Genomic DNA, 17896 nt, shown 5'->3' on the forward strand with positions numbered 1-17896 from the left:
AAACAGGGAGAGACGATGACCAAGGCCAAGGGGAAGCCCGCGCCGGAGCACGCCGCCGACAGCCATGACCTGATCCGCGTGCAGGGCGCCCGCGTGAACAACCTCAAGGACGTCAGCGTCGAACTCCCGAAGCGCCGGCTGACGGTGTTCACCGGGGTGTCCGGCTCGGGCAAGAGCTCGCTGGTGTTCAGCACGATCGCGGCCGAATCGCAGCGGCTGATCAACGAGACCTACAGCAGTTTCGTGCAGGGTTTCATGCCGACGCTGGCCCGTCCCGAGGTCGACGTGCTCGACGGGCTGACCACCGCGATCATCGTCGACCAGCAGCGGATGGGGGCCGATCCGCGCTCGACGGTCGGCACCGCGACCGACGCCAACGCGATGCTGCGGATCCTGTTCAGCAGGCTCGGCACGCCGCACATCGGGTCGTCGCAGGCGTTCTCGTTCAACGTCGCCTCGATCAGCGGCGCGGGCGCGGTGACCGTGCAGCGCGCCGGGAAGCAGGTCAAGGAGCGGCGCAGTTTCAGCGTCACCGGCGGCATGTGCCCGCGCTGCGAAGGCCGCGGTTCGATCAACGACATCGACCTTTCTCAGCTGTACGACGACTCGAAGTCGCTTTCCGAGGGCGCACTGACCATTCCCGGCTACACCCCGGGCGGCTGGAACTACCGGCTCTACGCCGGATCCGGACTGGTCGATCCGGACAAGCCGATCCGCAAGTACACGAAGCGCGAGCTGCGGGACTTCCTGTACAAGGAACCGACGCGGATGAAGATCGAAGGCATCAACATGACCTACGAGGGTCTGGTGCTGAGGATCCAGAAGTCGTATCTGTCCAAGGACGTCGAGGCGATGCAGCCGCACATCCGCGCGTTCGTGGACCGCGCGGTCACGTTCGCGACGTGCCCGGAATGCGACGGAACCCGGCTGAGCGAACTCGCGCGGTCGTCCAAGATCGACGGGATGAGCATCGCCGACGTGTGCGCGATGCAGATCAGCGACCTCGCCGAATGGGTCGGGAAACTGTCCGAACCGTCGGTCGCGCCGCTGCTGAAATCGCTGCACGAGACGCTCGAATCATTCGTGGAGATCGGGCTCGGCTACCTGTCGCTGGACCGGCCCGCGGGCACGCTGTCCGGCGGCGAAGCGCAGCGCGTGAAGATGGTCCGGCACCTCGGATCGTCGCTCACCGATGTCACGTACGTCTTCGACGAACCCACCACCGGCCTGCACCCGCACGACATCCAGCGGATGAACGGCCTGCTGCTCCGCTTGCGGGACAAGGGAAACACCGTCCTCGTGGTGGAGCACAAACCGGAGGCGATCGCGATCGCCGACCACGTGGTCGACCTCGGTCCGGGCGCGGGCACGAACGGCGGCACGGTATGTTTCGAGGGCACTGTGGACGGTCTCCGCGCGAGCAAGACGTTGACCGGCAAGCATTTGGACGATCGCGCCGCGCTGAAGCCGTCGGTGCGGGAGCGCACGGGCGTGCTGGAAATCCGCGGCGCGAACACGCACAACCTGCAGGACGTGGACGTCGACATCCCGCTCGGCGTGCTGTGCGTGATCACCGGGGTCGCCGGGTCCGGCAAGAGCTCGCTGATCCACGGGTCGATCCGGGAATCCGATGACGTGGTGTCGGTGGACCAGGCCCCGATCCGCGGGTCGCGGCGGAGCAATCCGGCGACCTACACCGGGCTGCTCGAACCGATCCGCAAGGCCTTCGCCAAGGCCAACAACGTGAAGCCCGCGCTGTTCAGCGCCAACTCCGAGGGCGCGTGCCCGAACTGCAACGGCAACGGCGTCATCTACACCGACCTCGGAATGATGGCCGGGGTGGCCACGACCTGCGAGGTCTGCGAGGGCAAGCGGTTCGACGCCTCGGTCCTGGAGTACCGCTTCGGCGGACGGGACATCAGCGAGGTGCTCGCGATGTCGGTCGCCCAGGCCGCCGCGTTCTTCGCCGAAGGCGACGCGAAAACCCCGGCCGCGCACCGGATTCTCGAGCGGATGGAGCAGGTCGGCCTCGGCTACCTGACCCTCGGCCAGCCGCTGACCACCCTGTCCGGCGGCGAGCGGCAACGGCTGAAGCTGGCCACGCACATGGGCGGAGGCGGCGGCGTGTACATCCTCGACGAGCCGACCACCGGCCTGCACCTCGCCGACGTGGAACAGCTGCTCGGCCTGCTGGACCACCTGGTCGACTCGGGCAAGTCGGTGATCGTCATCGAGCACCACCAGGCCGTGATGGCGCACGCCGACTGGATCATCGACCTCGGCCCCGGTGCGGGGCACGACGGCGGCCAGGTGGTCTTCGAGGGCACGCCCGCCGAGCTGGTGAAGAAGAAGCGGACGCTGACCGGGAAGCACCTGGCCGCCTACGTCGGTTAGTCGAGCGGTCGCCGGTCCGCCCAGGGCAGCGCCTGCTCGAGGGTGCGGGAGACCTGCAGCAACAGGTCTTCCCGCCACGGCGCGGCCACCAGCTGGACGCCGACCGGCAGGCCACTCGCCTCGTCGTGGTGCAGCGGGAGGGAGATCGCCGGCTGGCCGGTCACGTTGAACAGCGATGTGAAGACGCCCATCGGGTACGCGGCCGCCATCGGGTTTCCGCCCGCTCGCCACGCGCCGATCTTCGGCGGGAGGCACGCCATGGTCGGCGTGACCAGCAGGTCGAAGCTGGCGGTGAAGGCTTCGACGATGCGCCGCGACAGCACCTGGGTCTTGTGCACGCTCTCCGCGTAGGTCCACGAATCGACCGACTTCGCGGCTTCGCGCTGGGATCGGTTGTGCGGTTCGACGCGCTCCGGGTCGACCAGCGGGACGCCCGCGCTGGCGACGTTCCAGACGTTCATGAACGTCGAGATCAGCTCGTCGGACATCGGCAGCGGAAGCGATTTATCGACAATCTGGTGTCCGGCTTCTTCGAGCGCGCGGAGGGTTTTGTCGACCGCGGCCAGGCACGCCGGGTCGACGGGGATGCCGTCGATCAGCGAGGTGGTGAGGACGCCGATCCGCAGGCCGGTCGGCGATTCCGTGTCCAGGGCGTCGGCGAGCGACCGGGTGGGAGTCGGCTGTGACCACCACGCGCCCGGGTCATGCCGGGTGAGGACGTCCAGCACGGCGGCGGTGTCGGCCAACGTCCGGCTGACGACGCCGCTGGTCGCGAACCCTTCGACCTCCACCACCGCGTTCGTGACCAGACCGCGGGTCGGCTTCAGCCCGACGAGACCGGTGCACGACGCCGGGATGCGGATCGATCCGCCGCCGTCCTCCGCGTGCGCGACCGGAGCCATTCCGGCGATGACGGAAATCCCGGCACCGCTGGACGAACCGCCGGGCGTGCGGTCCGGGTCCCACGGGTTGCGCGAGATGCCCTGTGCCTCGCTTTCGGTGAACGGCACCGCGCCGAACTCCGAGGTCGTGGTCTTGCCGAGCGGGAGGAAGCCCGCGTCGGTGAACCGCTGCACGATCGGGTCGGATTTCGGCTGCGGGGAACGGTCGGTGGCCAGCGAGCCGTACGTGGTCGGCCAGCCTTTGACGTGGACGAGGTCCTTGATTGGCAACGGGACCCCGTGGAACGGCGGCAGTTCCTCCGGCGCGGACCGCACCACAGCGTCCTCGGCGGCTTTCGCCGCGGCGCGGACCTCGTCGTCGGCGCGGAAACAGAAGGCGTTGAACTTCGGATCCAGCTCGGCGATGCGGCCGAGATAGCGGTCGGCGACCTCGACCGGACTCACCTTCTTCGCGCGGACAGCGGCGGCGACTTCGACGGCGGAGCTGAACGGATTGACCATGACGGATCCCCTTTCCGATACTCGTTCATCCTGGTCAGGGCAGGGGCCGCCGGTCTTGGAGAAATGTCGCGCCGCCGATTTTGGCTACGCTGGCGGCATGCGACCAGCCGAGTGGGCTCGCGACGGGGCAGCGGTGTGGGGCATCGCCGTGCCATCCCGGCCGAGCAGGCTGCCGGGCGTGCGGATGGCCGGGTTCGTCGGCGACACCGTCGACCTGGTCGACCTGACGGTGGTCCCGTACCCGGCGGTCACGCTGTTCCTCAACCTGCGCGAGAGGCTGCTCGTCAACGACGTGATTCGCGGCAGCATCGTCGCCGGGCTCGCGCCGCGAGGGATGCGCGTGCGCGGACAGGACATCGAATGTGTGCAGATCCGGCTGTCGCCCGAGGTCGCGCACGCGGTGCTCGGGACGGAGCTGAGCGGCGAGGTCGTGTCCCTCGAGGACGTCTGGCCTACTGAACTGCCCGGCCAGCTGCGTGAGCTCAATTCCTGGAACGACCGGTTTGCCCTGGTAGAAGCCGCGTTAGGCAAACGGTACGAAGCCGGCCGTCTGGTGGATCCGGAGGTCGCCTTCGCCTGGCAGCGGATGGACGCGCGGCGTGGTCAGGTGCGGGTCGAGCAGCTGGCCGACGAGACCGGATGGAGCCGGAAACGGCTGTGGTCCCGGTTCCGGGGGCAGCTCGGGCTCAGTCCGAAACGTGCCGCGCAACTGGTCCGGTTCGATCACGCGGTGCATCGGCTCGCCGCGGGCGAAAGCCCGGCTACGGTGGCGGCGGAGAGCGGATATGTCGACCAGTCGCACCTGCACCACGAGGTCAAAGCCTTCACCGGGGTCACCCCCGCGGCCGCTGCGGACGCACAGTGGCTGGCGGTCGACGAGGTTGCCTGGTCTCGCCCCCGCTGCGCGAACGGGTGATCGCACCGGCATGATCGCGGAGTGACTTCCATCCGGCCCCCTGCTGTCGCGCTGCGCCGGTGGCTAGACGACGCCGCCACCCGGCGGCGGACGGTGTTCGCACTGGTCCTCGCCGCGGTCGTGGTGGCAGCGACGATTCTCTGGCTCGTCTGCACGATGTGGCCGCTCGACCTGGAGATCTACCGCTCCGGCGCGCGGGCGCTGGCGCAGGGCGACGATGTCTACGGCCCGCTCCCGCCAACCCGCACCGGACTGATCCTCCCGTTCATCTACCCGCCGTTCGCGGCCGTCGTGTTCCTGGTGTTCGCCGCGATGCCGCTGCCGCTGGGCGCGATGGTGATGCTCGCCGTCTCGCTCGCGTGCCTCTGCGGAACCGTCTACGTCGTGGTCCGGCCGCGCACCGAACGGCGCACCGCGTTGCTGGCCGCTCTGCTGATCGGTGCTGGCTCGCTGGCCTTCGAACCGGTCCGCGAAACGTTGTGGTTCGGGCAAATCAACCTGCTGCTGATGGCGCTCGTGGTGCTCGACTGCCTCGGCCCGCGCACCCGGCTGCCCCGCGGCGTCCTGCTGGGTCTCGCCGCCGCCATGAAGATCACCCCGGCCGGATTCCTGCTGTTCTTCTTGCTGAAAAAGGACTTCCGCGCGGCCGTGACCACGGTGGTCACCTTCCTGCTCGCCGGCGTGGCCGGATTCGTGGTCGCGCCGGAAGCGTCGACGAAGTACTGGTTCGGCGGCGGATTGACCGGCGCGTCCGGCATGAGCGGATCGATTTTCGCGACCAACCAGACCATTCAGGGTGCGGTGCACCGGTTCGGGCTTCCGGACACCCCGACGCTGATCCTGGTCGCAGTACTGACCCTGGCCGCGCTCGCGCTGACCATTCCCGCGATGCTGCGCGCCGACCCGCCGATGGCGTTCCTGCTCAACGCGGCGGCGATCCTGGTGTGTTCGCCGATTTCGTGGTCGCACCACTGGGTGTGGATCGTGCCCGCGATCGTGCTGTTCGCCGGTCGCGCACACACCCGGCTCGCCGTCGCCGGATTGGCCGCCGTAGCGGCGATTTTCGTGATCGCACCGCATTCGTGGCTGCCGAAGAACGGGTACCTGGAGCTGTCCTGGGGCCCGGTCGAGCACGTGGTCGGCAACAGTTATTTGCTGCTGGCGCTGGGCTTTCTGGGCTGGCAGTTCTACTCGACGCGCCGTCAAACCGCCGCGGTCTGAGCCTGCAACGGCTCCGGCAACGGATCCGCATGCAGGAGGTGCAGCGTGCTGACCGCTCGGGTGAGCGCGACGTACAACCGTTGCAGCCCACGCTCTTCCGCCGCCACGATGCGCGCCGGTTCGACCACCAGGACTGCGTCGTACTCCAGTCCCTTCGCCAAACTCACCGGTGGCGCGAGCGGAGGCGGCTTATCGGATGTTGCGGGATGGGCTGTCTTCGGTGCTGTGACTCAGTCCGCCGGCCATGCATAAGACAGCTGATACCGGTCAGCGGCAAGGACCATGTCGTTGATTTCCAGCGGGGAACCGTCCTCACCGTGGGCGACCCGGGTCACCGTCAGGACCGGCGTTCCTTCGGAGAGGTGCAGAAGTGCCGCCTCCGCCGGGGTCGGCAGCCGCGCGCCGACGTGCTCAACGAACGATCCAAGCCGATGACCAGCCTCTTCGAGCCTCGCGTAGGTTCCGCCAGGGCCAGTTTCGACGTCCTCGATCGCCGTGCCGCGCGTCAGCTCGCGCGAGAGGCGTGACACCGAAAGCTGAACCGCCTGCCCGTCCGCTCGCAGAACCCGCTCCCGCACCGTGACTTCGGCACCTTCGGCAATTGCGAGATGCTGCGCCACACCGGCATCTGCCTGCTCGAACCGCACTTCCACGGAAGCGGAGGGAACGAATCCGTTGGCTCCGGCGTCCGCGAGAAACGCCGCCCGGTTCTCCGCTCGGGCTGCGCGCGACAGTCTGGCTTGGGAGCTGCGCTGGATGTTGCTCGCGGGCTCGACGAAATCGACCATGCACCCATCTTCGCCTCGATGTCCACTCCGTGAAAGGGCCACGCCCCGACAGACGCTTATCGAACTACAGCACCGGTTGCGATTCCTCCAGCCAACTGAGGAATTACGCCGATTCCTTTGCGGACAAGCCAAGCGAAAGGCCGCGCACCATCCGATACCGTCGGAACCCGCTGCCTCGAACTCCCGGAAATTCCTGCACCTTCCGCCATTCGTCAGACACTCCGACCGTGCCTCGTCCGGACCGCGCCAGCGCGTCGCGATGGGACTGTTCGTCCGTCCACTCCGCATAGTTGAGCACGCGAGTCCCGTCGGTGCTGACATGGAAATGCCCGGATATCCCGCCCGGCGCGGGCTTTTTCTCGCTCGCCAACGCATCGAACACGGTGTCCACCCAGCGCCGCTGCCGCTGCGGATCCGCACCGTCGAACTCGACGCTCACCACGACAATGCATCCCGGAATCGCCGAGTTATCCCGGTTTCCGCTGCGGTACAACCGGTATTCCACCGGATCACTCCCGGAAACCCGGCGCACAAGCCCGGGATCAGCCGCTCCCTCCGCCCATTGGGTGTAGACCAGCGACGTCTCTCCGTCGGTACTCGCCAATGCGTTGAACGACATCAGCCCCGTGGGCCACGGCTCTTTCTCCAGCCGGGCAAGCACCTCCGCCGCGCCGACGGTCGTCTCGGCGACTAGCTCAACATCGACGTCCGTGCGAGCGAAGTCAGGTCGCACAACCTGGTTGACAGTCATGAATATCCCTTCGAAATCAGTGCTGACTCTCGAAGGATGGAACTTCAAGGGAAGTTGAAGTCAAGCCAGCAGCCGTGACCCTCGCTACTCTGACTGTCACGAGGGCAGGGGTCTTGATGGTTTCCAACCAGGCAAGGATTGTGCGCTGTTTCGCGCCGGCAGCGCTGCTGGCGGCCGGACCCGACCAGGCGGGCTGTCCAACTTCCGGTTCGGGCCGCCCTGGAACATGCCGAACGCGCGAACACCGGTGACATAAGCAAACTGGACGGATTGACGGTCCGCGTCGAGACGTACGACAGCCTGGACGGCGCGATCTACGCCAACCACGCGACCTGCCACCCGCGCGTCGCCCGCCCAGGCGGTCAGCCCAGGGAAGCCACCTCCAACAAAAGGTGGGCGACGGCGACGTCTGCTGGGTTCCGATGACCCCGGCCACGCGGATCTGTCCTTCAAGGTGGGCCGCCACCTGGTCACCATGTCGGCTTTCCGCAGCGAGGACTACCAGCCGCCCGCGCTCGATGTCGTCCTGAAGATCATCGACCGGTTGAAGCAGCTCCCGTAGGACCCTGAACGCACGATCCCCGCTGTTCAGGAGCGGTTGGCGAAGAACTCCCGGGCGGTCGGAGGAAACCAGAGCAGGACGACGGTGAGGATCTGCGCGGCGCTGATGATCGGGATCGTTGTGTGGAACATCGGCGAGGAAGACCAGGACACCACGCTGAACACCACGGACAGCAGCTGGGACACCGTGGTGAGACGACGGGTCCACGGCCGCCCGGTGGCCAGCTTCCATACCAGGAGTGCGCAAAGCACCAGGAGGATGCCGTGGAAGGCGGCTCCGGAAGTCACGGCGATGGTGGTTGACCGGCCGACCTCGGCCGCGCCGAACTCGGGATGCTGAGCTGCGATCTGGTCGCGCAAGGTGCTGCGGTTGAGCTCCATCACCAAGGGCACGACCAGGTGGCTGATCGCTACGGCGGTCAGCAGTATCCGCGCCGTCTGAACGGGCGTCGGGGTCCGCGATGCCGTGACCTGTACAGGTTGTCGCATGTCTAGTCCTCCGCCGCTTCCCCGGGTTTCACTTGACCTCGCGCTCGGAGCCACCGGGGCCTGGTGCCGGTCCGGGACTTGGCCCCGGATGTGTCGCCGTGTTGTTTCCAGGCCTGGTTGAGCCGGGTGATCAGAGTCAGCGCGGTGGACACGTCCTCGTCCGGCCAGTCGGAGATGACGTCAGCGAACACGGCCGCTCCAGCCTGGATCGTGGTGTCGATCTCCGCATGACCCTCTTCGGTCAGCCGCGCGAGGAACGTCCGGGAGTCCTCCGGATCAGGTTCCACCGCGAGGTGCCCCGCGCGCTCCAGGGCGGCGAGGTGCCGGCTGGTCGCGGACGCGGTGAGACCCAGTTCGGCGGCGATCGTCCTCGGGCGGACCGGCCCGAGCGCGGCGATGGTCCCCAACACCCGCACCCGGGTCAGGTCCAGGCGTCGGGAAATCCCGCGGTGTCCCTGGTCGATGAGTTCCATGACCGAACGGGCCAGTTCCAGCCGGTCATTTCGTTGCGACATGAAACGAAGCTAGCAGATTGGGTCTCCGTGTCGCCACACCCGACCGGTGACCCCCTTTCGCCCACTACATCCGCGCGAACACCGTCCACAGTGGATCGACTCTGGGGAGGGCTGCCTGAGGGCAAAGAAATACCGCGACTAGGGCCGTATCTGCCAGCTCCGCTCCGGCCGGTGGCAGGCCCGATACTCAGGCCCTCACGGCACCCTTCGGCAGGCGAGCTCGCGGCCGGGATGAGCGGCAACATCGCGTAGGCCCGCTGGCCGGTCCGCACATGGGCCCGTTTCCAAGCGGAAGGGCACGGGAGGGAACACGGCCGCCTGAAACGACGAAGGCCAGGTCCGGCAATAAGCCGCTGACCTGGCCTTTGTCACGTCCCCTGCTGGGTGGACCTGAGGGGAATCGAACCCCTGACCCCCGCCTTGCAAAGGCGGTGCTCTACCAATTGAGCTACAGGCCCGGTGCGGACCGAGGTCCGCGAAGCATTACGTCAGTTGCGCGACGCGTCCGCGGCCTTGGCCGGCGTGCTGCCGTTCGCCGACGGGGCGGCAGGCGTGGTGGCTTCGCGCCACAGGTCAGCCTCGGCCTTGGCCGCCTTGTTCCGCTTGACGACGAACAGGACGCCGCCCGCGACGACCGCGAGTGCCAACAGCTTCTTCACCTGAAGCCCCCTTCTCAGTGCTTGCGCTACCCCACGATGCTACCGGACCCGCCGCACGTCCCGTCCAGCGGTTCCGTCTCTCGTTCCACGTGGAACACCGGGAATATCCGGAGCGAGCGGTCCGTTGAATCAAACGGCCCCGAGCGGCCGCGCAACACTCAGCCCTGCCGGTCCTTCTCTTCCCGGCAGGGCTGACTCGTCTTGGGCCGCCGCTCGACCAGTTCGGCTTCGCCCGCACCCGCCCCGCGAACCGCCACACCGACCCATTTCTGGACAGCGGCAACGGCTCCGCGGTCACCCATGCCAAAACCCTGCTGCGCGACCTGTAACGGCAGACCCGCTGATCACCTCGCGAGCCCGGCAGCGAACATGATCTCCGAAACCTGGTTCCGGCCAAGGGAAAGCGTGTCGAGCAGATCCGAGATCCGTTGCTGCTGCGCGGCAGTCGGCTGGAAATACATCGGCAGCACCAGCCGGCCCCGAAGGACCCCGGACTCGAGGTCGGCGATAACCGCCTCCCATCCGCCGAGGCTACGGTGCAGCCACCATCCCCGAAGCTGAAGCGCCGGGTCCGCGGAATCCTTCAGCACAGCCAAATCCTCTACCGACCACAGCTGCGGACTGCTGCTGAGCACCTCGCCCGCCAAGCGGGCCACCCGGGAGTGCTCGCCGGTCATTTCCGTGAGCAGCCAAGGAACTTCCTCAGCAACAGCCTTGCCGCGGAGCAATGACAATCCAGTCTTTTTCAAGGCCAAATCCGAACTCTGCGCAAGCTCGACGATCTCCGCACGGTCAATCTCGGTCCCGCTCTCCGTAAGCCCGGCGTACGCCCGAGCCCGCACCATCAGCGTGGCAGAAGAACGTGCGACCGCGGCATAAACCTCCACCGGATCCCGTCCCATTTCTTGCCAGCGCAGCCGTGCCCACAGCCGCACGAGCACCGACCGGTCGAGCAGAAGTTGTTCCACCTCAACGGGATCGAGCTGTGCCGCGGTCAGCTTCACCAATCCCAGCACCCGGCTCTCCGCGGACCGCCCTCGAAGCAACTGCTCCGCGATGACGTCCGGCGTCGCCGAATCAGCGATGACCCCGATCAACAGCCGCCGTACGACCTGGTCCCGTTCCCGAGGCAGCAACCGGACCGCGTCCGGCAAGCCGAGCAGTCCGGATTCGAAACTGCGCCGGAACGCGGTCCGCCGTAAGTCGAAGTCACCAGAACTTCGCAAGGTCTCCCACACCGACGCCTCGTCCTGCGCGGCGACCACCGCACGCAGGTAGCGCGCAAGAACACCCGAACCGCGCCCGCGCCGCGAAATCCGCTGCAACAACGGCACGATCTGCTCAGCCTGCGCCAATGTCGTACGCCGCAGCACCTCTCCTTCGGCGAGTTCGCGGACCACCTCGACATGGTCGGTAACCCGGACCGCCAACGCCCGATCGCTCACCGCACCTGCCGAAGCGCACAACACGCGAACCGCCTGCTCCCGGAGACGGCCGTCCGGGTGCATCGAAGCCAACGCCGCGACAACCGGCGTAGCGTTCTTCAGCTTCCATTCCTTCGCCCGTCCCAGCACCGGCACCGGATAACGCGCCTGGCGGGCGTAGTAGTCGATCCGCAGCATCTCGCGCGCGCTCGCCGCGGCGAGCCAGGCTTCGATCTCGGCCAAGCCAGACTGAAAACGCCGGTTGGCCGCGCCGCGGCTCAGCTGCTCACGGATCTGCCCTGGAGTCTGCACGCGGATGATTCTGGCGAGAACACCACCCGGCAGTCACCCGAAATACCGGAAGGCCGGTCCGCAGGGTCTGCGAACCGGCCTTCCGGGGAATGTGGGCCCAGGAGGACTTGAACCTCCGACCTCTTCGTTATCAGCGAAGCGCTCTAACCGCCTGAGCTATGGGCCCGTCGAACGAGGAGAACTCTACCGGACCCCTCATCCGCTCTCGCAACCGGGTTACTCTCGCTCCGACAGCGTGACCTCCAGGCCTCCCGCGAGATCCGCCGACACGTTGTAGATGAACGCGCTCACCGTGGCCAGCGCGGACACCAGCACGATGTTGATCGCTCCGAGGATGGCCGCGATGCCGAACACGCGCCCGGCGCTGATCAGCGGTTCCGGGGACGCGTTCGCGCCCTCGCCGCCGACCAGGGACGAGTACGTGCCGTTCAGCTTGTCCCACACGCCCATGCCGTCGAGCACCGTGTAGAGCACGCCGACCGCGACCAGCCACACGAAGAACATCGCGACGCCGAGCACCAGTGCCAGCTTCAGCACCGACCACGGGTCGAACCGCTTGATCTGCAGGCTCGCCCGTCGCGGGCCCCGGCCGGGACGGCGCAGTGCGCTCGGCGTCGGCCGGGTGCGGCCCGCGGCCGGCACGTCGGCAGCCGGCGGCGGTGCCTCGCCTCCGAAGATGCGGGGCGCCGCCGTGCCGGTCACCGGGTAGTCGTTCTCGGCCGCGGCCGGTTCGCCAGCCGCGGTGGGCACGTCCTCGGTCGCGATCCGCGCCGTGGCCATGGCCTCGGAGTCGCCGCCGCCGTCCTTGGCGGTGCGCTGCCAGGGCGGGTTGGCCGACGCGTCGTCGGCCTTGTCGGATGGTGCCACGTTGAGTCAGTCCTTACCCGTGCGTGGGGCGCCGATCACTGCTCCGGCGCCGTGCCGTCTTCTGCTGTGGGCTCCTCTGGCGTAGCCTCGGCCGCTTCCTCCGAAACCGTCTCGGCCGAAACCTCCGAAGCTTCCACTGCTTCGGAAGCCTCGGGAGCTTCCTCGGCGGAGTCCTCGCCACCATTGGCGACGTCCGACCCCTCGTCCGCGTTGCGTGCGACCGCGAGAAGAGTGGTTCCGTCACCCAGGTTCATCAGCCGAACGCCCTTGGTCTGCCTGCCCGCCTTGCGCACGTCCCGCGCCGGCGTGCGGATGACCCCGCCGCTGGACGTGATGGCGAACAGCTCGTCGTCCTCGTCGACGATGAGTGCCCCCACCAGCCTGCCACGTTTGCTGTCGTGCTGAATGGTGAGCACGCCCTTGCCGCCGCGGCCCTGTACCGGATAGTCCTCGATCGGCGTCCGCTTCGCATACGCGGCGTCCGTGGCGACCAGCAGAAATTTGTCCGGTTTGACCACGCTGATGCCGAGCAGCTCGTCACCCTCGTTGAACCGCATGCCCAGCACGCCCGAGGTCGGGCGGCCCATCGGGCGCAGCGCCTCGTCGGTCGCGTGGAAGCGGATCGACTGGCCGCCCGCGGACACCAGCAGCAGGTCGTCCTCGGCCGCGGCGAGCACCGCGCCGACCAGCTCGTCACCCTCGCGCAGGTTGATCGCGATCAGCCCGCCCGCCCGGTTGGAGTCGAAGTCGGTGAGCTTCGTCTTCTTCACCAGGCCGCGCTGCGTGGCGAGCACCAGATACGGCGCGACCTCGTAGTTCGGGATCTCGATGACCTGGGCGATCTGCTCGTCCGGCTGGAACGCGAGCAGGTTCGCCACGTGCTGGCCGCGCGCGTTGCGGTTGGCCTCGGGCAGGTCGTAGGCCTTCGCCCGGTACACCCGGCCCTTGTTCGTGAAGAACAGGATCCAGTCGTGCGTGGAGCACACGAAGAAGTGCTGGACGATGTCGTCCTGCTTCAGCGTCGCGCCCTGCACGCCCTTGCCGCCGCGTTTCTGCGAGCGGTACAGATCAGTTTTCGTCCGCTTGGCGTAGCCCGTGCGGGTGATGGTGACGACGACGTCTTCCTGGGCGATCAGGTCCTCGACCGACACGTCGCCGTCGAACGGGATGATCTGGGTGCGCCGGTCGTCGCCGTACTTGTCGACGATCTCCATCAGCTCGTCGCGGATGATCGACCGCTGCCGCTCGGGCTTCTCGAGGATGTCCTTGAGGTCGGCGATCTCGAGCTCGATCTCGGCCAGCGTGTCGATGATCCGCTGCCGTTCCAGCGCGGCCAGCCGGCGCAGCTGCATGTCCAGGATCGCGGTGGCCTGGATCTCGTCGATGTCGAGCAGCGACATCAGGCCGGGCCGGGCCTCGTCGGCCGAGGGCGACCGCCGGATCAGGGCGATCACCTCGTCCAGCATGTCGAGCGCCTTGACCAGACCGCGCAGGATGTGGGCCCGTTCCTCGGCCTTGCGCAGCCGGTACTTGGTGCGCCGCACGATCACGTCGACCTGGTGCTTCACGTAGTGCCGGATGATCTGGTCGAGCCGCAGCGTGCGCGGCACGTCGTCGACCAGCGCCAGCATGTTCACGCCGAAGTTCTGCTGCAGCTGGGTGTGCTTGTAGAGGTTGTTCAGCACCACCTTCGCCACCGCGTCGCGCTTGAGCGTGACGACGATCCGCATGCCGGAACGGCTGTTGGTCTCGTCCGCGATGTCGGCGATCCCGGTGATCTTGCCGTCGCGGACCAGGTGCGCGATGTTCTCCACCAGGTTGTCCGGGTTGACCTGGTAGGGCAGCTCGGACACGACCAGGATGGTGCGGCCCTTCGCGTCCTCCTCGACCTCGACGACCGCGCGCATCCGGATCGAACCGCGACCGGTGCGGTAGGCGTCCTCGATGCCGGACGTGCCGAGGATCATCGCCTTGGTCGGGAAGTCCGGGCCCTTGATCCGCACGAGCAGCGCGGCCAGCAGTTCGTCGTCGGTCGCGTCCGGGTTCTCCAGCGCCCACACGACGCCCTCGGAGACCTCGCGCAGGTTGTGCGGCGGGATGTTCGTCGCCATCCCGACCGCGATCCCGGAACCGCCGTTGACCAGCAGGTTCGGGAACCGCGACGGCAGCACGTCGGGCTCCTGGGTGCGCCCGTCGTAGTTGTCGCGGAAATCGACGGTGTCCTCTTCGATGTCCGCGAGCATCTGCATCGCGAGCGGCGCGAGCCGGGACTCCGTGTACCGCATGGCGGCCGCGGGGTCGTTGCCCGACGAGCCGAAGTTGCCCTGTCCGTCGATCAGCGGATAGCGCAGCGACCACGGCTGGGCGAGCCGCACGAGCGCGTCGTAGATCGCCGAGTCGCCGTGCGGGTGGTAGTTGCCCATGACGTCGCCGACGACGCGGGAGCATTTGTTGTACCCGCGGTCCGGGCGGAACCCGGAGTCGAACATCGAGTACAGGATCCGGCGCGCCACCGGCTTGAGGCCGTCGCGCACGTCCGGCAGCGCCCGCGACACGATGACGCTCATCGCGTAGTCGATGTAGGAGCGCTGCATCTCCTGCTGGATGTCGACCGGTTCGATCCGGTCGTGTTCCGGCGGCAAGGTTTCCGTCATGGGGTCCTTCTTGGTGAGCAGTCCTGGGGAAGCGGGTTAGCAGGGGACGCCTACACGTCCAGGAAGCGCACGTCCTTGGCGTTGCGCGTGATGAACGAGCGGCGCGCTTCCACGTCCTCGCCCATCAGCACGGAGAACAGCTCGTCGGCCTGCGCGGCGTCGTCGAGGGTGACCTGCCCGAGCAGCCGGTTCGCCGGGTCCATCGTGGTCTCCCACAGCTCCTCGGCGTTCATCTCGCCGAGACCCTTGTACCGCTGGATCGCGTCGTCCTTCGGAAGACGGCGGCCCGCCTCGACGCCGGCCTGGATGACCGCGTCGCGTTCCCTGTCCGAGTACGCGTACTCCGGCTCCGACCGCGGCCACTTGATCTTGTACAGCGGCGGCCGCGACAGGAACACGTGGCCGTGCTCGATCAGCGGCGTCATGAAGCGGAACAGCAGGGTGAGCAGCAGCGTGGTGATGTGCTGGCCGTCGACGTCGGCGTCGGCCATCAGCACGATCTTGTGGTACCGCAGCTTCGAGATGTCGAAATCGTCGTGGATGCCCGTGCCGAGCGCGGTGATCAGCGACTGGACCTCGGTGTTCTTGAGGACGCGGTCGATGCGGGCCTTCTCGACGTTGATGATCTTGCCCCGGATCGGCAGGATCGCCTGGTACATCGAGTCGCGGCCTTCCTTGGCCGAACCGCCCGCCGAGTCGCCCTCCACGATGTAGAGCTCGCATTCGCCGGGGTCGTTCGAACGGCAGTCCTTGAGCTTGCCGGGAAGACCGCCGATCTCCAGCGCGCCCTTGCGCCGCACCAGATCGCGCGCCTTGCGGGCGGCGAGCCGGGCCTGCGCCGACGAGATCGACTTGTTGATGATCGTCTTGGCTTCGCTCGGATTGCGCTCGAACCAGTCGGCGAGCCATTCGTTCGACTGCTGCTGCACGAACGTCTTGGCCTCGCTGTTGCCCAGCTTGGTCTTGGTCTGGCCCTCGAACTGCGGTTCGGCCAGCTTGATCGACACGATCGCGGCGAGACCCTCGCGCACGTCGTCGCCGGTCAGGTTGGCGTCTTTCTCCTTGAGCAGCTTCTTCTCGCGCGCGTACGCGTTGACCACGCGGGTGAGCGCGGCGCGGAAGCCCTCTTCGTGCGTGCCGCCCTCGTGCGTGTTGATCGTGTTGGCGAAGGTGTACACCGACGGCGTGAACCCGGTGTTCCACTGCATCGCGACCTCGACCTCGAGGCCCGCGCCCTTGGCGTCGAAGGAGATGACGCTCTCGTGGATCGGGTCCTTGCTGCCGTTGATGTGCTTGACGAAGTCCTCGAGCCCGCCCGGGTAGCAGTAGACGACTTCCTTGACCCGCGCCTGCTTGCCCGCGGCGTCCTCTTCGGTCTCCTCGTCGGCGACGCGCTCGTCCCGCAGCGACAGGGTGAGGCCCTTGTTGAGGAAGGCCATCTCCTGCAGGCGGCGCGAGATGGTCTCGAAGTTGTAGGTCGTGGTCTCGAAGATGCTGTCGTCGGCCCAGAACGTGATGGTGGTGCCGGTGTCGGTCGCCGGGCCGAGGTCCTCGAGCGGACCCGGGACCTGGTTGAGGTACTCCTGGCGCCAGCTGCGCCCGTTCACCTTGATCTCGGCGAGCAGTTTCGTCGACAGCGCGTTCACCACGGACACGCCGACGCCGTGCAGACCGCCGGACACCGCGTAGGAATCGCTGTCGAACTTGCCGCCCGCGTGCAGGATCGTCAGCACGACCTCGAGGGTCGGCTTCTTCTCCTTGGGGTGCATGTCGACCGGGATGCCGCGGCCGTCGTCGACTACTCGCACCCCGCCGTCGGCGAGGAGAGTAACCTCGACCTTGGTGGCGTACCCCGCCATCGCCTCGTCCACGGAATTGTCCACCACCTCCTGGACCAGGTGGTGGAGACCGCGCTCACCGGTGGAACCGATGTACATGCCGGGGCGCTTGCGAACTGCTTCGAGGCCTTCGAGCACGGTGATGGACGACGCGTTGTACTCGCTCTTGTTCTCGGTCACCGGCGTTGTTTCTCCTCGTCTCGCCCGAGCGGACGTCCGCTACTACAACAGTGTACTTGGCCGCACGCGCTCACATGCGGCTAGGACACCCCTCAGCCGGTCGCAGAGGGACGAAATCACCCTCAGTTGAGTCATCTCGTATCTGCACCTGCGCGGCCCGGTTCTCGGGGAACTCACCCGCCGAAGCGCAACCCCCGTCAGCCGTACGTGTCACGCGGCCCGCGGCCGGGCACGTGCCGGGGCCCTTTTCGCCAGCTCGGAGCGGTCGGACCCTGGATCCGCATCCGCTTGACGACGCCGTTGCCGACGCCCGCGGCGATCTTCGCCAGCAACTTGCCCTGCAGCAACCGCAGCTGCGTCGCCCACGCGGTGGAACTCGCGCGGACGGTCAGCTCGCCGTCTTTCAGCGCCACCGGCTGGGCGTGTTCGGCGACGTCCTCGCCCACGAGACGGGCCCACTGCCCGAACACGCGCGCGTTGGTGACGGTGTCCTGCCAGCCGCTGTCGGAGACCAGCCGCGACACGAGCCTGCCGAGCGGCTGCGGGTCGCGCGGATCCGCGCCCGGACCGGACCAGCGACGGCGCGCCCGGTTCTGCCCGCCGCCCCCGGTGATCCGGCCGCGCCGGAGGTTCGGCGGGGCTCCGCGTTCGCGGGCTTTCGCCTTCGCCGCTTCGAGAGCGGCGTGCGCGAGGTCGCGGCCGCTTGGTTTGTCCCCAGCGGACGTCTCGTTCGGCCCAGTGGAACTGTCACGCTCAGTGGCGCCACGCGCGGGATTTCGGGAAGCGTCGTCCGCTTTCGAGGTGTCAAGACCGCCATCCGGCCGGTTCGTCACGCGCGGCGATAACGCGGCTCCGGGTTTATCCACACTGTCCACAGGTTTGTCCCCAGATCGGTGGGCAACCCGCGTGACCCCGGTCACCCCG

At 67.6% G+C, this 17896-nt stretch carries 16 protein-coding genes and 2 tRNA genes; 3 read left to right on the top strand and 15 right to left on the bottom strand.

All coding sequences use genetic code 11. The annotated features are described in order from the left end of the window. Positions 1 to 15: 15 nt before the first annotated feature. Positions 16 to 2394, top strand: a complete 2379-nt coding sequence (locus H5411_RS02680; RefSeq protein WP_183122841.1) for an ATP-binding cassette domain-containing protein — start codon at positions 16 to 18, stop codon at positions 2392 to 2394. Here H5411_RS02680 and H5411_RS02685 read toward each other — a convergent pair. Further along, on the bottom strand, positions 2391 to 3797 hold the full coding sequence (locus H5411_RS02685; protein WP_183122842.1) for an amidase: 1407 nt from the start codon (positions 3795 to 3797) through the stop codon (positions 2391 to 2393). The two genes, H5411_RS02680 and H5411_RS02685, sit on opposite strands and share 4 nt — an antisense overlap. 97 nt (positions 3798 to 3894) lie before the next feature. Between H5411_RS02685 and H5411_RS47330 the strand changes: the two genes are divergently transcribed. Both H5411_RS47330 and H5411_RS02695 read left to right on the top strand, forming a co-directional pair. Continuing rightward, positions 3895 to 4713 (top strand): helix-turn-helix domain-containing protein, encoded by an 819-nt coding sequence (locus tag H5411_RS47330; protein WP_183122843.1) that lies wholly within the window; start codon positions 3895 to 3897, stop codon positions 4711 to 4713. A 21-nt stretch (positions 4714 to 4734) separates the two neighbouring features. Next, positions 4735 to 5934 carry a glycosyltransferase 87 family protein gene (locus H5411_RS02695; RefSeq protein ID WP_183122844.1) on the top strand — a complete coding sequence of 400 codons (1200 nt, stop codon included), beginning with the start codon at positions 4735 to 4737 and terminating at the stop codon, positions 5932 to 5934. Here the strand turns inward: H5411_RS02695 and H5411_RS02700 are convergent. The 14 genes from H5411_RS02700 to H5411_RS02765 form a co-directional block, all read right to left on the bottom strand. Next, complete coding sequence (locus H5411_RS02700) at positions 5916 to 6101, bottom strand: ATP-binding domain-containing protein (protein WP_376772081.1); 186 nt, start codon at positions 6099 to 6101, stop codon at positions 5916 to 5918. The genes H5411_RS02695 and H5411_RS02700 overlap by 19 nt on opposite strands. Positions 6102 to 6164: 63 nt before the next feature. Next, positions 6165 to 6764 (bottom strand): GntR family transcriptional regulator, encoded by a 600-nt coding sequence (locus H5411_RS02705; RefSeq protein ID WP_376772082.1) that lies wholly within the window; start codon positions 6762 to 6764, stop codon positions 6165 to 6167. Between the two features lie 61 nt (positions 6765 to 6825). Then, positions 6826 to 7521, bottom strand: a complete 696-nt coding sequence (locus tag H5411_RS02710; protein ID WP_220816372.1) for an antibiotic biosynthesis monooxygenase — start codon at positions 7519 to 7521, stop codon at positions 6826 to 6828. A gap of 540 nt (positions 7522 to 8061) precedes the next feature. Next, a complete protein-coding gene (locus H5411_RS02715) occupies positions 8062 to 8523 on the bottom strand; it encodes a hypothetical protein (RefSeq protein ID WP_101436697.1) in 462 nt (153 codons plus the stop codon). 2 nt (positions 8524 to 8525) lie between these two features. After that, entirely contained in the window at positions 8526 to 9038 is a 513-nt protein-coding gene (locus H5411_RS02720) for a MarR family winged helix-turn-helix transcriptional regulator (RefSeq protein ID WP_183122846.1), read from the bottom strand. A gap of 385 nt (positions 9039 to 9423) precedes the next feature. Beyond that, positions 9424 to 9496, bottom strand: a tRNA-Ala gene (locus H5411_RS02725). Positions 9497 to 9526: 30 nt separating this feature from the next. After that, positions 9527 to 9697: a DLW-39 family protein gene (locus H5411_RS02730; RefSeq protein WP_101436699.1), complete on the bottom strand. Its 171-nt coding sequence runs from the start codon at positions 9695 to 9697 to the stop codon at positions 9527 to 9529. 158 nt (positions 9698 to 9855) lie between these two features. Next, positions 9856 to 9999, bottom strand: a complete 144-nt coding sequence (locus H5411_RS02735; protein ID WP_158242482.1) for a hypothetical protein — start codon at positions 9997 to 9999, stop codon at positions 9856 to 9858. Positions 10000 to 10041: 42 nt separating this feature from the next. Further along, positions 10042 to 11433 carry a hypothetical protein gene (locus H5411_RS02740; protein WP_101436700.1) on the bottom strand — a complete coding sequence of 464 codons (1392 nt, stop codon included), beginning with the start codon at positions 11431 to 11433 and terminating at the stop codon, positions 10042 to 10044. A 92-nt stretch (positions 11434 to 11525) separates the two neighbouring features. Continuing rightward, positions 11526 to 11599: transfer RNA gene (locus H5411_RS02745), tRNA-Ile, on the bottom strand. 50 nt (positions 11600 to 11649) lie between these two features. Next, on the bottom strand, positions 11650 to 12300 hold the full coding sequence (locus tag H5411_RS02750) for a DUF3566 domain-containing protein (protein ID WP_101436701.1): 651 nt from the start codon (positions 12298 to 12300) through the stop codon (positions 11650 to 11652). 35 nt (positions 12301 to 12335) lie between these two features. Then, positions 12336 to 14954: a DNA gyrase subunit A gene (gene gyrA / locus H5411_RS02755; protein WP_101436702.1), complete on the bottom strand. Its 2619-nt coding sequence runs from the start codon at positions 14952 to 14954 to the stop codon at positions 12336 to 12338. Between the two features lie 50 nt (positions 14955 to 15004). Then, entirely contained in the window at positions 15005 to 16972 is a 1968-nt protein-coding gene (gene gyrB / locus H5411_RS02760; protein WP_101436703.1) for a DNA topoisomerase (ATP-hydrolyzing) subunit B, read from the bottom strand. 197 nt (positions 16973 to 17169) lie between these two features. After that, a complete protein-coding gene (locus H5411_RS02765; protein ID WP_183122847.1) occupies positions 17170 to 17805 on the bottom strand; it encodes a DciA family protein in 636 nt (211 codons plus the stop codon). Between the last annotated feature and the right edge of the window lie 91 nt (positions 17806 to 17896).

The sequence above is a fragment of the Amycolatopsis echigonensis genome (assembly GCF_014174495.1).
Taxonomy (GTDB): domain Bacteria; phylum Actinomycetota; class Actinomycetes; order Mycobacteriales; family Pseudonocardiaceae; genus Amycolatopsis; species Amycolatopsis echigonensis.

What these genes read in the sequence shown, in the direction of transcription:
- gyrA (WP_101436702.1), bottom strand. Translation starts at nt 14,954, where the DNA reads ATGACGGAAACCTTGCCGCCGGAACACGACCGGATCGAACCGGTCGAC.
- H5411_RS02720 (WP_183122846.1), bottom strand. Translation starts at nt 9,038, where the DNA reads ATGTCGCAACGAAATGACCGGCTGGAACTGGCCCGTTCGGTCATGGAA.
- H5411_RS02680 (WP_183122841.1), top strand. Translation starts at nt 16, where the DNA reads ATGACCAAGGCCAAGGGGAAGCCCGCGCCGGAGCACGCCGCCGACAGC.
- H5411_RS02715 (WP_101436697.1), bottom strand. Translation starts at nt 8,523, where the DNA reads ATGCGACAACCTGTACAGGTCACGGCATCGCGGACCCCGACGCCCGTT.
- H5411_RS02735 (WP_158242482.1), bottom strand. Translation starts at nt 9,999, where the DNA reads ATGGGTGACCGCGGAGCCGTTGCCGCTGTCCAGAAATGGGTCGGTGTG.
- H5411_RS02685 (WP_183122842.1), bottom strand. Translation starts at nt 3,797, where the DNA reads ATGGTCAATCCGTTCAGCTCCGCCGTCGAAGTCGCCGCCGCTGTCCGC.
- H5411_RS47330 (WP_183122843.1), top strand. Translation starts at nt 3,895, where the DNA reads ATGCGACCAGCCGAGTGGGCTCGCGACGGGGCAGCGGTGTGGGGCATC.